Origin of the sequence: Nonomuraea sp. NPDC052634 (genome assembly GCF_040678535.1) — a bacterium.
Lineage (GTDB): Bacteria > Actinomycetota > Actinomycetes > Streptosporangiales > Streptosporangiaceae > Nonomuraea > Nonomuraea fastidiosa.
On the sequence record NZ_JBFATY010000006.1, the window covers coordinates 61,879 to 75,152 of the forward strand.

13 protein-coding genes are annotated in these 13,274 nt (G+C 72.1%); 7 read left to right on the forward strand and 6 right to left on the reverse strand.

The window, feature by feature from the left end; genetic code table 11:
• Window positions 1-25: 25 nt before the first annotated feature.
• A complete protein-coding gene (locus AB0K67_RS25570; protein ID WP_364064908.1) occupies window positions 26-421 on the reverse strand; it encodes a RidA family protein in 396 nt (131 codons plus the stop codon).
• Window positions 422-546: 125 nt separating this feature from the next.
• Between AB0K67_RS25570 and AB0K67_RS25575 the strand changes: the two genes are divergently transcribed.
• Window positions 547-1,521: a WYL domain-containing protein gene (locus tag AB0K67_RS25575; protein WP_364064911.1), complete on the forward strand. Its 975-nt coding sequence runs from the start codon at window positions 547-549 to the stop codon at window positions 1,519-1,521.
• Between the two features lie 407 nt (window positions 1,522-1,928).
• Here AB0K67_RS25575 and AB0K67_RS25580 read toward each other — a convergent pair whose 3' ends face one another.
• Together AB0K67_RS25580 and AB0K67_RS25585 are read right to left on the reverse strand one after the other, a co-directional pair.
• Window positions 1,929-3,611 (reverse strand): SulP family inorganic anion transporter, encoded by a 1,683-nt coding sequence (locus AB0K67_RS25580; protein ID WP_364065929.1) that lies wholly within the window; start codon window positions 3,609-3,611, stop codon window positions 1,929-1,931.
• A 217-nt stretch (window positions 3,612-3,828) separates the two neighbouring features.
• Window positions 3,829-4,431, reverse strand: a complete 603-nt coding sequence (locus AB0K67_RS25585; RefSeq protein ID WP_364064914.1) for a TetR family transcriptional regulator — start codon at window positions 4,429-4,431, stop codon at window positions 3,829-3,831.
• 67 nt (window positions 4,432-4,498) lie between these two features.
• Here AB0K67_RS25585 and AB0K67_RS25590 point away from each other — a divergent pair, with 67 nt between their 5' ends.
• The 5 genes from AB0K67_RS25590 (at window position 4,499) to AB0K67_RS25610 (ending at window position 10,308) form a co-directional block, all read left to right on the forward strand.
• On the forward strand, window positions 4,499-6,517 hold the full coding sequence (locus AB0K67_RS25590; protein WP_364064917.1) for an AAA family ATPase: 2,019 nt from the start codon (window positions 4,499-4,501) through the stop codon (window positions 6,515-6,517).
• Between the two features lie 133 nt (window positions 6,518-6,650).
• Window positions 6,651-6,917 carry a hypothetical protein gene (locus tag AB0K67_RS25595; RefSeq protein ID WP_364064920.1) on the forward strand — a complete coding sequence of 89 codons (267 nt, stop codon included), beginning with the start codon at window positions 6,651-6,653 and terminating at the stop codon, window positions 6,915-6,917.
• 58 nt (window positions 6,918-6,975) lie between these two features.
• The gene (locus AB0K67_RS25600) at window positions 6,976-7,572 is read left to right on the forward strand and encodes a CoA pyrophosphatase (protein ID WP_364064923.1); all 597 of its coding nucleotides are present in this window, start codon (window positions 6,976-6,978) and stop codon (window positions 7,570-7,572) included.
• Window positions 7,573-8,004: 432 nt separating this feature from the next.
• The gene (locus AB0K67_RS25605; RefSeq protein WP_364064925.1) at window positions 8,005-8,652 is read left to right on the forward strand and encodes a lysophospholipid acyltransferase family protein; all 648 of its coding nucleotides are present in this window, start codon (window positions 8,005-8,007) and stop codon (window positions 8,650-8,652) included.
• Between the two features lie 81 nt (window positions 8,653-8,733).
• Complete coding sequence (locus AB0K67_RS25610) at window positions 8,734-10,308, forward strand: penicillin-binding transpeptidase domain-containing protein (protein ID WP_364064928.1); 1,575 nt, start codon at window positions 8,734-8,736, stop codon at window positions 10,306-10,308.
• On the opposite strand, the gene AB0K67_RS25615 is transcribed toward AB0K67_RS25610, so the two are convergent.
• Both AB0K67_RS25615 and AB0K67_RS25620 read right to left on the reverse strand, forming a co-directional pair.
• Window positions 10,302-11,150, reverse strand: coding sequence for an alpha/beta hydrolase (locus AB0K67_RS25615; RefSeq protein WP_364064931.1), 849 nt, complete (start codon window positions 11,148-11,150; stop codon window positions 10,302-10,304). The genes AB0K67_RS25610 and AB0K67_RS25615 overlap by 7 nt on opposite strands.
• Window positions 11,151-11,300: 150 nt before the next feature.
• Entirely contained in the window at window positions 11,301-11,948 is a 648-nt protein-coding gene (locus AB0K67_RS25620; RefSeq protein WP_364064934.1) for a PadR family transcriptional regulator, read from the reverse strand.
• 150 nt (window positions 11,949-12,098) lie between these two features.
• Between AB0K67_RS25620 and AB0K67_RS25625 the strand changes: the two genes are divergently transcribed.
• Entirely contained in the window at window positions 12,099-12,569 is a 471-nt protein-coding gene (locus tag AB0K67_RS25625; RefSeq protein WP_364064936.1) for an OsmC family protein, read from the forward strand.
• Between the two features lie 299 nt (window positions 12,570-12,868).
• Here the strand turns inward: AB0K67_RS25625 and AB0K67_RS25630 are convergent, their stop codons facing one another.
• A complete protein-coding gene (locus tag AB0K67_RS25630) occupies window positions 12,869-13,150 on the reverse strand; it encodes a DUF3040 domain-containing protein (protein ID WP_364064939.1) in 282 nt (93 codons plus the stop codon).
• Window positions 13,151-13,274: the final 124 nt, after the last annotated feature.

The window sequence follows — 13,274 nt, forward strand, 5'->3', positions numbered from 1 at the left end:
GAGCCAGGCTGGCGCGGGGCCGGGGTCAGGCCACCGCCGTGCCCTCCAGCTCGACCATCAGGCCAGGCAGCGCGAGCCGGGTCACGCCGAGCATCGTGGTGGCCGGCGCGACCCCGGCCGCGCCGAGCCGCGCCGCCAGCACGCCGTAGTGCTCGAAGACCCGGTCCACGTCGGTGGTGTAGACGTTGAGCCGGACGAGGTTCGCCAGGGACATGCCGCCCTCGGCGAGCACCGCCTCCAGGTTGTCGAGGCTCAGCGCGAGCTGCGCGGCCATGTCACCGGCGTGCTGCGGCTTGCCGTCGGCGCTCATCGCGGTCTGACCCGAGCAGTACAGCGTCCTGGTGTGCCCGGAGACGAGCTCGGCCTGGTTGTAGCCCAGCTCCACCGACCACGGCCACGGGTTGACCGCCGTTCGCTCCATGGTGATATCGGCTCCTTCCGTATCGGCCGGCGCACGATGGCGCGCCGGCGCGGTTGTTCGCGTCGCAGCTCAGCCTTCCGACAAATCACGACATCTTGTGTCGTGTATCTCTGTAGGGTTTTCGCATGCGTGCCGACCGGTTGGTCGCGCTGGTGCTGCTGCTGCGCCGGCACGGCCGGATGACCGCCACCGCGCTGGCCCGCGAGCTGGAGGTCTCCACCCGGACGGTGCTGCGCGACATCGAGGCGCTGTCTGCGGCCGGCGTCCCCGTCTACGCCGAACGCGGGCGGCACGGCGGCTTCGCGCTGCTGCCCGGTTTCCGTACCGAGCTGACCGGGCTGAACCGCGACGAAGCCCTCGCCCTGCTGGTCGCCGGGTCGCGGCGCGGCGCGCAGGCGTTCGGCCTCGGCTCCGCGCTGGCCTCGGCGATGCTCAAGGTGGTGGACGCGCTGCCGGACGGTCATCGCGACACGGCGGCCGGCGCCGCGGAACGCCTGCTCATCGAGCCCGAGACCGATCTGCTCGCGCGCCGGATGCCGATGGACGAGGTGCCCGACGCGGTGATGGCCGCGGTGCTGGGCGCGGTCTTCGCCGGGCGCAGGCTGCGGCTGCACTACGCGACCCCCGGCCGGGAGCCGTCGTGGCGCACGGTCGATCCGATCGGGCTGGTCACCGTACGCGGGCGCGGTTACCTGCTGGCCATCCGCTCGGGTGAGGACCGCACGTACCGGCTGTCGCGTGTGCTGGCCGCCGAGGAGCTGGACGAGCCCGCGGAGCGGCCGGAGCGCGTCGATCTCGACCGGGCCTGGCAGGAGCGCAGCACCCGGTTCCGCCACGGCGACGACCAGGTCACCGTGGAGCTGCGGGTGCACCCCGAGCGGCGGGAGGAACTGGTGGGCACCGCGCTGGCCGTGCACGCCGAGGAGACCGGCGCGGACGGCTGGCTGCGGCTGCTGGTGTCCTTCCAGGACCGCAGGCACGCCGTGTGGGCGCTGTGGCAGCTCGCCGCCGCCGCCGAGGCGCTGTCGCCGCAGTGGTTACGCGACGATCTGCACGCCCGCGCCACCGCCATCGCCACCCGCTACGAGCCCAAACCCTGACCGCCGCACATCACCATCCGCCACGGCGCACACCCCGCCCGCCGCACACCACCGCTTGCCACGCGGCACACCCCTGACCGCCGCACATCACCACCCGCTGCCAGTCGCAGCCCTGACCGTCTGTCCCGCCCCGCGCGACTCCGAGCGCGCCCTCCGCGCACTCCCCGTCTGGATCGCAGCCCGCCCTCGGCGCGTGCCGATCGTCTCGGGGAGGGGGTAGCGCGCGTCGCAACCCTGGACGCGTGCAGGCCTCCCGGGCAGGCAGCGCGCGTCGCGACCCGGGGGTGTGCGCGGCCCGCCCGCCCGGGCCGCGCACGTCAGGGATCCGGCAGGACCGCGGCGAGGTCCCGCCGGGCGAACCGGCCCGGGCCGCGTACATCGCGAGTCCGGGGCCGCGTGAGACGGGGTCAGCCAGCCAGGCGGGGGACGACGCCCGTCGTGTGGAGGCGTTCGCGAGCGGCCGCGATGGCCTCGTCGGTGGTGGCGAACACCCGGCCCGCCTGGTGCAGCCGGGCGATCACGCCGAGCGCTTCAAGAGGCCGATGGTGCCCGTCGGGGATGCCGGAGACGTACACGGCGATGCCGCGCTGCTCCAGCCGGGAGACGGCGTCGCCGAGGACGAGCGCGCCGCTGGCGTCGATGGTGGTGACCCGGCGCATGCGCAGCACCACCACCGACACCCCGCTCACCGCCGACACCTCCACCAGGAAGCGGTGGGCGGCGGCGAAGAACAGCGGCCCTTCCAGGCGGTAGGTGACGATGTGCTCGGCCAGCAGGGCGTGTTCTTCCACGGTGTGCTGGGGCTGCAGGTCGTGGCGGAGCGGCTCCTGGTCGAAGCGGACGTTCCCGGCGATGGCCCGCAGCGCCAGCGCTCCGGCGACGACCAGGCCGAGGATGACGGCCAGCACGGTGTCGAGGGTGAGCGTGGCCACGGCGGTCAGAACGAGCACCGCGGCGTCGGCCCTGGTGGAGCGGACCATGGCGCGTACGGCGCCGATCTCGACCATGCGGACGGCGGTGGCGAGCAGCACGCCGACCAGCGCGGCGAGCGGGATGCGGGCGACCAGCCCGGCGGCGGAGTAGACGAGCGCGCCCAGGATGAGGGCGTGGGCGAGCGCGGCCAGCCGGGACCGGGCTCCCGAGCGCACGTTGACGGCCGTTCGCACGGTGGCGCCGGTGCCGGGCATGCCGCCGAACATCGGGGTGACGAGGTTGGCGACGCCCTGGCCGAACAGCTCGCGGTCGGGGTGGTGGCGGGCGCGGCCGGTCATGCCGTCGGCCACGGTCGCCGACAGCAGCGACTCCAGCGCCGCCAGTGCGGCCACGGCGACGGCGGGGGCGATGAGTGACGGCAGCGCGTCCAGGTCGAGGAAGCCGAGTGACGGCGCGGGCAGCCCGGCGGGCAGGGGCCCGATGCGGGCCAGCGGCAGCCCGGCGATCTCGGCGACGAGCGTGGCGGCGGCCACGGCGATCAGCGAGCACGGCACGGAGGGCCACAGCGCGGCCCCGGCGAGCAGGACGACGGCGACGACCAGGGCGGTGCCCACGGCCCACCAGTGGGGCCGGGCGAGGAAGTCGAGCACGGCGTGCCAGGCGATGACGGCGACCTTGTCGCCGTCGTGGGCCCGCACGCCGAGCGCGTGGGGGAACTGCTGCAGCCCGATGACGCAGGCCATGCCGACGGTGAACCCGGCGATCACGGGCGCGGGCACCATGGCCACGTGGCGGCCCGCGCCGATGAGGGCGAGCCCGATGAGCAGCAGCCCGGCCAGCACGCCGACGGTGAACACGCCGGTGGCGCCGTGAGCGCTCATGATCGGCATGAGGATGACGGTCATCGCGCCGCTCGCGCCCGACACCTGCACCGCGGAGCCGCCGAACAGCGCGGCGAGCGATCCCGCGACCATGGCGGTGGCCAGGCCGGACGCGGCGCCGAGCCCGGATGAGACGCCGAAGCCGAGCGCGAGCGGCAGCGCGACGACGGCGACGGTGAACCCGGCCATGAGGTCGGTGCGGGGCTCGCGGCACATCTCCGCCAGGTCGCCTCGGCGCGGCAGCAGGGCACGCAGGCGGCGGCCGAGCGCGACCATCACGGAGCGAGACCGTTCATATCGGTGCTGTTACTGCGTTGGCGCGCGAAAGAACCGCTCACCCTCACTCCCTTCGAGTGCCGACGACTAGCCCGCAGATGCTCCAGACTGCATAGCCATGCAAGTGGTCAAGGAGTAGTCAGGATCTTATCCACCACTTTCTGTGTTCAGTCAAATACTCTGCGTAGTCATCATCGGGCGAACATGCCGGTGGCGATCAGGTGGGCAACATCGCGAAGGCGCGCTCGGCGGCGCGCACCGCCTCGGCCTCCACCTCGGCGAGCGGCCGGCCGCCGGCCAGCATCGCCCAGTTGCGCCGGGCGAGCACCCGCTGGGTCGACACCAGCAGCCCGGCGAGCAGGGTCGCGGTCAGCTCGTCGGAGGTCTCGGCCAGCGCCTCGGCGAGCAGCTCCTCGTCGCGCGCCATGTGCTGGTGCAGCCGGGCCAGCAGGCTGGGCGTGGTGAAGAAGACCATACGGTGGTACGCCACCACCTCGGGGTCGTCGTTGAGCCCCGTCACGGGATCATGCCTGGCCAGGCCGTCGAGGAAGTGGCGGCGCAGCGCCTCGACCGGCGACTCCCCCGGCGCGCGCCCGCGCACCACGCGGGCCGACTCGCCGAGGTGGTCGGCGATGCGGTGCAGGACCAGGTCCTCTTTGGTCGGGAAGTACTTGAACAGCGTCGGCTTGGACACGCCCGCGGCCGCCGCGATCTCCGTCACCGGCACCTCGTCGAAGCCGCGTTCAAGAAAGAGCGTGATGGCCGCCGATGAGATGGCCTCGCGCACCCGCTGCCGCTGCAGCTCCCGAAGTCCCGCCATGAGGCCAACCCTAGCAAAGTGTTAACCTGGTCAATCTCTTAACCGAGTTAACGCTTTGGGAGGTGTCATGGCGACGCTCGACGAGGAGCGCGCGTACGTCGAACGCTGCAAGGACGGCCTGCGCAGGATGCTCCGGGACGCGCGGGAGAACGTCATCGTCGGCGAGACCGTGGCCGGCGACCGCTACAGCGCCGAACGGCTGGGACGCCACCTGAAGAGCCTGGCCAAGGAGCTGAGCGAGGAGCCCGAGGGGCCGCCGTTCTTCGGCCGGCTCGACTTCGGCCAGGACGCCGGCGAGCACCGCGGGCGGGCGTACCACATCGGGCGGCGGCACATCGCGGGCGAGCACGGCGGCACGCCCGTGGTGGTGGACTGGCGCGCGCCGGTCGCGCGCGCCTTCTACCGGGCCAGCGCCCGCGACCCCCAGGGCGTCGCCGTACGCCGCCGCTTCGGCTGGTCGGGCACCACCCTGACGAGCTTCGAGGACGAGCGGCTCGGTCAGGGCGAGGAGGGCGAGAGCAGGATCCTCGCGGCGGAGATCGAGCGTCCCCGCGTGGGGCCGATGCGCGACATCGTCGCCACCATCCAGCCGGAGCAGGACGACCTCGTACGTGCCGACCTCGACAACTCGCTGTGCGTGCAGGGCGCGCCCGGCACCGGCAAGACCGCCGTCGGCCTGCACCGCGCCGCCTACCTGCTGTACGCGCACCGGCGGCGGCTCGAGCGGGACGGCGTGCTCGTCCTCGGCCCCAACCGCGCCTTCCTCGGCTACATCTCCGCCGTGCTGCCCGCGCTCGGCGAGATGGACGTCGAGCAGACCACGCTCGGGCAGCTGCTCGCCACCGTCCCCGTCACCGCCGTCGACGACCCTGACACGGCCGCCGTCAAGCACGACGTGCGCATGGCGGACGTGCTGCGCAGGGCGCTTTATGGGCGCATACGCAAGCCGGTCGAGCCCGTGGCCGTCCCCGACGGCTCCTACCGGTGGCGGGTCTACGAAGACGAGCTGCGCCGCATCGTGGACGACACGCGCCGCGAGTCCGTGCCGTACGCGGTCGGCCGCGAGCGGGTGCGCGCCCGCGTCGTCGAGGCGATCAGACGCCAGGCCGAGCAGCGCGGCGCCACCCCCAACGCCGCCTGGCTGCGCAAGATCGGCCGGGGCGTCACCGGCTGGCTCGACACCGTCTGGCCGTCGGTCAAGCCCGTCCAGGTCCTGTACGAGGTGCTGCGCGGCCCCTCCGACGACGCCCCCGACCCGGCTCGGGGCCTGCTCACCGATGCCGAACGCGCCGCGCTCACCTGGGACAGACCGCCGCGCAGCGCGAAGAGCGCGAAGTGGTCGGCGGCCGACCTCGTGCTGCTCGACGAGATCGCCGCCCTCATCGAGCGGCCACGCGGCTACGGGCACGTCATCGTGGACGAGGCCCAGGACCTGTCGCCGATGGAGTGCCGGGCGGTCGCCCGCCGCAGCGAGCACGGCTCGATCACCGTGCTCGGCGACCTCGCCCAGGGCACCACCCCGTGGGCGGCCACCTCATGGCCGGAGCGGATGGCGCTGCTCGGCAAGCCCGGGGCCCGCGTCGTCGCGCTCACCACCGGCTTCCGGGTGCCGGCGGCCGTGGTCGATCTGGCCAACTCGCTGCTGGCCGCGCTGGAGGTCGAGGTGCCCGAGACGCGCTCGTACCGGTCGGACGGGCGGCTGCGGGTGACCCGCGTCGCCGACCTGGGCGAGGGGGTCGCCGCCGCCGTGCGCGAGGCCATGGCGTTCGAGGGGTCGATCGGCGTCATCGCCGCCGACGCCCACGTCCCCGCGCTCACCGCCGCGCTCCAGGGCCTCGACGCGGGAGAGCGGCTGAGCGTCATGCCCGCGACGCTGTGCAAGGGCCTGGAGTACGACCACGTCGTCGTCGTGGAGCCCGCCGCGATCGTCGAGGCCGAGCGGCGCGGCCTCAACCGCCTGTACGTGGCGCTCACCCGCGCCGTCTCCCGCCTCGACGTCCTGCACCACCGCCCTCTGCCCGCGCGGCTCTCGATCCCGCGGGAGGCGGACTCGCCGGTCGCCGCGCTCTCGGCGAAGGCCCGGTGACACCGTCTCCACGGGGCCATGCCGGACCCGCCACAGGCGGCTTGAGATGGGCCGATGCCGGGAACGAACGACTCGACAGCTCCGCCCACCCAGGCGTGTGATGTCGCGTCACCGCCTTGAGAGAAGCCGGCCCATGACCTCACCTCATGACCCGTACGACGCCACACCGCACACGCCCCGTGACGAGCCCCGCACGAGCGATCAGATGCTGTCCATCATGGGGTTCGCCTGCGCGGCCATGGCCCTGCTGTTCATCCCCATCCTGTTCGGGCTGGGCGGCGTGGTGCTCGGCATCATCGGGCACACGCGCGGCGAGCCGCTCGGCCGCTGGGCCGCCATCGCGGCGGGCGCGGCCATGCTGATCGGCACCATGCTCGGCATCCTGCTCACCACGACCTGACCAGGGTCGGCAGGCCGTGAGCCGGCGCGCTTTCCGCGCGGCGTGAGATCCTTGACGGGTGCTTCCGCCCATCGACGAGCTGCGCACGCAGGTCACCGCCCGGCTGGCCGCCTTCCGGCGGCGGCAGGTCCCGCCCGCGGACGGGCTGCGCAGGGCCGGGGTCACGGTGTGCGTGCTCGAGGACGCCGAGCGCAGCCCGTACGTCGTGGTGATCAGGCGCTCCGCCGCGGGCCGCAACGCCGGGCAGTGGGCGCTGCCCGGCGGGCGCGCCGAGGACGGCGAGCGGCCGGAGGACGCGGCGCTGCGCGAGCTGGCCGAGGAGATCGGCGTCACCGGGGTCGAGGTGGCCGGGCTGCTCGACGACTTCGTCACCGACTCCGGGTTCGTGATCACGCCGGTGGTGGCGTTCGGCGGGCCGCAGGAGCCGGTGGCCGATCCCCGCGAGGTGGCGTCGGTGCACGCCGTTCCGCTGGAACGTTTCCTCGCACCCGGCGTGCCGCGCTGGCGGGGCGAGCTGCTGCAGATGCCGCTGGGGCCGTCCATCGTGATCCACGCGCCGACCGGTGCGATCCTGTGGCAGTTCGCCGAGGTGGCGCTGCGCGGCCGCGAACAGCGCGTTTTCGACGTCGCCCAGCCCCGCTGGACACGCACCTGACCCCTTCGCCATCCGTCAGCACCCGGCCTCACTGAACGCGCACCCCGCCGCTGTCCGCACCCAACCCCGCCGGACGCGTACGGAAACCCCCGCCGTCTGCCCGGTGTCGGGTCATTTACGGCGGCGGGAAATCCCTGTTCAGAGGCCGCCGGAGAGCCGCCCATCAGGGCCCCAAAGGCCCGCCACGATTACCTTTAGGGACCCCCGGTGTGCTTAACTCGAGATGCCGATGTGGTTTGTGTCCCCCGGGCCGCAAATTACCGCCTTCACGGAATACCGTTCGGCTGGAGCCGTGTTGTGCATCTCGCCGAGGAGGCGACCGCCACATCGGCCTCAAAGCTTTCTCAGGCGCCCCGCAACACCCGCGAGGCGCCTGCTCTATTGTGGGGTGGCCGCCAGCCCGACGATCAGGAGAGCTCGTTGCTTTACCACGTGGCCAAGTTCGCTTCGACGCCGCTCGTCCATGCGATGTGCCGCCCCCACATCTCCGGCGCCGCGTACGTCCCGCGCACAGGCCCGGCGATCCTGGCCGCCAACCACCTGTCGGTGCTCGACTCGTTCCTGCTGCCCGCGCTGCTGCCGCGCCACGTGACGTTCACGGCCAAGAACGAATACTTCTCCGGCGACCCCATCTCGGGTTTCTTCATGCGGCTCGGCCGCAGCCTGCCGGTCGACCGCGAGAGCGGGCGCTCGGCGCAGGCCATGCTGGAGGAGGCGGCCGCGCTGCTGGAGCGCGGCGAGCTGTTCGGCATCCACCCCGAGGGCACCCGCTCCCCCGACGGCCGCCTCTACCGCGGCAAGGTCGGCGTGGCCTGGCTGGCGCTGCGCACCGGCGCCCCGGTGCTGCCGGTGGCGCTCAGCGGCACCGAGAAGGTGATGCCGTACGGCGCGAAGGTGCCGCGCCCCGCGCCCATCGGCATCGCGATCGGCGCGCCCATGCACTTCACCGGCGACCACACCAAGGCGCAGGACCGCCGCCGGGTCACCGACGAGATCATGGCCGCCATCCAGAAGCTGTCCGGCCAGGAGTACGTCCCGAGATACGCCGCCAGCGTCAAAGCCGAGAATGGTATGTCCTGATTGGGAGCTCCCGCTAGTCTCGTAACTTGTCGTCGAGGAGCAGGGGGCTGATCAGTGGCGCGGGGCCGTACCATCGCGATCGTGTCCGTGACCTCCGTGCTCGCGGTGGGGGCCGCGGCTGGAGGCGCCTACTACGTGCTGCACACGCGCGGCACACCGGCCGAGACCGCGCAGCGGTTCGCCGCGGCCTGGCAGGCGGGCGATAAGAGCGCGATGACGAAGGAGCTGGCCAAGCCGCAGCAGCTCACCGCGTACGACCAGCAGCGCAGCGCGCTCGCCGTCAAGTCCACCAAGATCGAGCTGGGCCGGGTCACCGAGGGCGACGACCGGGCCAGCGTCCCCTATACCGCCACGCTCGACCTGAAGAACGTCGGCGAGTGGACGTACCAGGGCAAGATCGACCTAGTGGTGTCCGACCGCACGTGGAAGGTCGACTGGAAGCCCTCGACGCTGCATCCGTCGCTGACCGGCGGGGAGAAGTTCGCGCTGAAGACCCGCTGGCCCGAGCGCGCCGAGATCACCGACAGTGAGGGCTCGCGCATCGACACCGGCGCGGTCGGCGGTTCGGTGCAGCAGCTCGTGGGCTACCTGGACAAGGCGACCAAGAAGGACGTCGCCAAGCTCGGCTCCTCCTACAAGGTCGGTCAGGCGGTGGGGCGCGGCGGGCTGCAGGAGACGTTCCAGAAGCAGCTCGCGGGCACGCCCACGACGGAGATCAAGCTCGGCGACAAGACGCTGAAGACCATCGAGGGCAAGCGTGGGAAGCCGGTGCGCACCACCCTCGATCCGCGCGCCCAGGAGGCCGCGGTGACGGCCGTCAAGCACATGAAGAAGCCCACGTCGCTGGTCGCCATCAAGGCGTCGACCGGCGAGATCCTGGCCGTGGTCAACACCGTGGGCGGGTTCAACAGGGCGCTCGACGGCCGCTATCCGCCCGGGTCGACGTTCAAGGCGGTGACCGCGATCGGGCTGCTCGCGGCCGGCATGTCGCCGCAGGACCGGGTCACCTGCCCCAAATACTCCACCGTCGGCGGCCTGAAGATCCGCAATTCCGGCGAGGAGTCGTTCGGCTCGGTGTCGCTGCTCGACTCCTTCGCCCACTCGTGCAACACCACGTTCGCGCCGCTGGCGAAGGAGAAGCTGGGCGCGGAGAAGCTGCTCGAGGCGGCCGAGGACGTCGGATTCAACCAGCCGCTCAACATCGGCGTGCCGGCCACCAAGGCCAGCTTCCCCCGGGCGCAGTCCGACGCCGAGCTGGCGGCGGAGTCGTTCGGGCAGGCCAGGATCACCGCCAGCCCGCTGTCGATGGCCTCGGTCGCCGCCGCGATCGCCGACGGCACCTGGCGTCCGCCGACGCTGGTGCCCTCGCTGAAGCAGAAGGCGAAGGAGCGCAAGCTGCCCGACGACGTCAAGCAAGGGCTGCACCAGATGATGGCGGCCGTGGTGACCAAGGGCACCGCGAGCAAGGCCGGCCTGCCCGCGGGCACCCACGGCAAGACGGGCACCGCGGAGTTCGGCACCGGGGATGACCTGAACGAGCACGCCTGGTTCATGGGGTTCAAGGGCGACGTGGCGTTCGCGGTGGTCGTCGAGGGCGGTGGCGGCGGCGGTGCGGTCGCGGCGCCGGTCGCGGCCACGTTCCTGAAGAACTACTGATCGCGCAGCAGGAAGCGGCGGATCTCCTCGGCCGCCCGCTCCGGGCTGCCGCGCTCGGCGGTGTCGGAGGTGGCGCTGTGGTCGAGGCCCTCCATCAGCACCTTGGTGGCGTGCGGCAGCACCCGTTCCAGCCCGTCGAGCGCCGCGAGCAGGTAGGGGCGGGTCTTGGTGCCGCCGAGCAGCAGCACCTTCGGGCGTACCTCGCGATAGACCTCCATGTCACCGGCCGCCTCCAGCGCCAGTCCGAGGTCCTGGCGCAGGGTGGGCGCCAGCTCCGCGAACGACGCTCCCGGGCCCTTCATCATCCTGCGGGTCAGCGGCTCCAGCACCGGACGCGGCATCACCTTGAAGATCGGCGGGCCGAGTTCGGCCGCCTTCATGCCGGTGACCAGCGCCGCGGCGGTGTCGCCCGCGTCGAGCTCGCTCTCCAGGCGGCGCAGGTGACCTCTTAGAGCGGTGGCGTCGGGGAGCAGCGGCGGCTCGAACACGACGGCCCTGCGCACGCCGCCCGGCCTGGCGAGCAGCGTCCGCAGCGTGATGATCGCGCCGGAGCTGACACCGGCGACATAGGAGGCTCCGGTGGCCTCCAAGAGCGCGCCGAGGTCGGCGACCTCGCGCTCCAGCCCGTACGCGGGGCCCACCGGGCCGCTCGCTCCCCTGCCGCGCCGGTCGGGCAGGTAGCAGGTGAAGTCGTCCGCCAGGGCGCGGGCGAGGTCGAGCTGGCTGCGGCCGGTCTGCATGGCGCCGTGCACGATCACCAGGCCGGGGCCGCTGCCGACCTCGTGGTAGCCGATCGTGGTGCCGTCGGCGGACGTCACCGCGCCCGTGATGGTCGTGGTCATGAGGGCTCCCTCTCTCTGTTCGGTCATGTGAAGGGAGCCCGGCTATCGTTGTCGGTGCCATCTCGTGGCCGAGGCTCCGCTTCAGGGGTTCTTCGGATGCGAGGTACGCCCGGCGGCGGTGTTGCAGCACCTCCGCCGGGCTCTTCGCGGTCAGCCGTCCGGTGCGCCTCTGGCGGCGACGTCCGCCGATCCGTCCGGGAGCTCGCCCGTACGGTGATAGGTCCGCCACTCGTCGAGGCCGGGGAACGTGCCGCCTTCCAGCTCCTCCACCAGCGCGCGCACCCAGGCGGCCTGGGCCTCGCGCATCGCCAGCGCGTACTCCGACTCGACGAGGAAGAGGCGCGGCAGCTCGGCCCGCTCCGCCTCCAGCGCCCGCCGGTCGGCCTCGATCTGCTCCTCCAGCCGTTCCAGCCTGCGGCGCAGCAGCGGGCCGACCTCGTCGGGGCCGAGCCCGCCCATCACCGACAGCCCCGCCTCGAACGCCGTCGGTTCCCTGGCGGGCTCCGACAGCAGCTCGCGCGTCCAGTCCGCGGCCTCGCGACGACCGGCCTCGGTGATGCGGTAGACGGTCCGCTCGGGCCTGCCGCCCTCGCGGCGGCTCTCCACCTCCTCCAGCAGGCCGTGCTTGTGCAGGTTGCGGACGACGGTGTAGAGCGAGCCCCATTTGATGGGCATGTCCTGGTCCTTGCCCCGCGCCCGCAGGACGGAGGCCATCTCGTACGGGTGCATGGGGCGCTGGACGACGGCGGTGAGCACGGCGAGCGCCAGCAGGTTGGTCACCGGTCGCCGCCTGCCCATGGTGTGCCCCCCTCGCAGCCGAATACTCGTATGCGAATATACGCATGCGAGTAATGTGCGAACAAGAGCCACCCTGATGGAAAGCCTGGCGACGCTGTTTCGATACGTTCGTCCTGCCGAACCCCCGACGAGAGCGAGGACGAAGCGCCGATGAGCCGCCTGCACCACCACAAGACCGTCGTCACCTGGACCGGCAACAAAGGCACCGGCACCAGCGGCTATCGCGACTACGGCCGCGAGCACGAGCTGACCGCCGACGGCCGCGAGGTCATCCTCGGCAGCTCGGACCCGGCCTTCCGCGGCGACCCGGCGCGCTGGAACCCCGAGCAGCTCCTGGTGGGCTCGCTCTCGCAGTGCCACATGCTCTGGTACCTGCACAAGTGCTCGACGGCCGGGGTCGTCGTGACCGGCTACGTCGACACCGCCGAGGGCACCATGGCCGAGACCGCAGAGGGCGGCCACTTCACCGAGGTCGTGCTGCGGCCGGTGGTGACGGTGGCCTCGCCGGAGATGGTGGAGACGGCGATCGCGCTGCACGCCGACGCCCACAAGGCCTGCTTCATCGCCGCCTCGGTCAACTTCCCCGTCCGCCACGAGCCCACGGTCCGCGTGGCCGGCTGACCTTGATCCCCGGTGGCCCGCGGCGACCCCGCCGGGCCACCGTCACAAGACGTGGCGACGAGCACGACGGCTCAACGCCCGACGATCCCGTGCCCACCGCGAGCCCGCCACCACACAGAGAGCGTGCAAGATCCGCGACGGCAAGACGTCGGCGTGACCGGCGGCGGGGCGTGCCGGTATGACCGGGAGCGGACTGTCACCGTGCGACCGGTAGCGGGCCGTCACAACACAATGGCCGGAGGCGAGACACGCAAGCTCAGCGGACCTCAGACGACGCCGACCGCTACCCCGAACCTCCCTCAGAGCATGGTCGTCAGGGCCAAGGCGGCAGCGGCCTCATGACGGAGCACCATGACCAGCAACGTTGCGACCAATGTGGCGATCAGAATCCAGCTGATCAAGATGATGACCGTCGAGCGGCGCGGCCGGCGCTTGAGACCCGGCTGCCCCTTTGACCTCGCCTCATTACGACGCACCCGCTCGTTGAAGGACTCAAGCCGAGCCACAAGTCGCGGATCGTCGTCGACGAGGTGCTGCTCGATCTGGGCTAGCATCCGCTCCTCGTCCTGCGACCAGGCCATAGGTGCACCTCCCGAACGCAAGCTCCGTGGCGTCTTTCTGCCCAACCATGAAGATCATTAGCCCCCTGCTGACCATGTAATTGCGACCTCTTTTCGGTTTGCGATCAAGCTCGAATACTTGTTC

Excerpts from the sequence above, each read along its gene's own strand:
- AB0K67_RS25570 (WP_364064908.1), bottom strand. The coding sequence starts at position 421 with ATGGAGCGAACGGCGGTCAACCCGTGGCCGTGGTCGGTGGAGCTGGGC.
- AB0K67_RS25575 (WP_364064911.1), top strand. The coding sequence starts at position 547 with ATGCGTGCCGACCGGTTGGTCGCGCTGGTGCTGCTGCTGCGCCGGCAC.
- AB0K67_RS25580 (WP_364065929.1), bottom strand. The coding sequence starts at position 3,611 with ATGGTCGCGCTCGGCCGCCGCCTGCGTGCCCTGCTGCCGCGCCGAGGC.
- AB0K67_RS25585 (WP_364064914.1), bottom strand. The coding sequence starts at position 4,431 with ATGGCGGGACTTCGGGAGCTGCAGCGGCAGCGGGTGCGCGAGGCCATC.
- AB0K67_RS25590 (WP_364064917.1), top strand. The coding sequence starts at position 4,499 with ATGGCGACGCTCGACGAGGAGCGCGCGTACGTCGAACGCTGCAAGGAC.
- AB0K67_RS25595 (WP_364064920.1), top strand. The coding sequence starts at position 6,651 with ATGACCTCACCTCATGACCCGTACGACGCCACACCGCACACGCCCCGT.
- AB0K67_RS25615 (WP_364064931.1), bottom strand. The coding sequence starts at position 11,150 with ATGACCACGACCATCACGGGCGCGGTGACGTCCGCCGACGGCACCACG.
- AB0K67_RS25620 (WP_364064934.1), bottom strand. The coding sequence starts at position 11,948 with ATGGGCAGGCGGCGACCGGTGACCAACCTGCTGGCGCTCGCCGTGCTC.
- AB0K67_RS25625 (WP_364064936.1), top strand. The coding sequence starts at position 12,099 with ATGAGCCGCCTGCACCACCACAAGACCGTCGTCACCTGGACCGGCAAC.
- AB0K67_RS25630 (WP_364064939.1), bottom strand. The coding sequence starts at position 13,150 with ATGGCCTGGTCGCAGGACGAGGAGCGGATGCTAGCCCAGATCGAGCAG.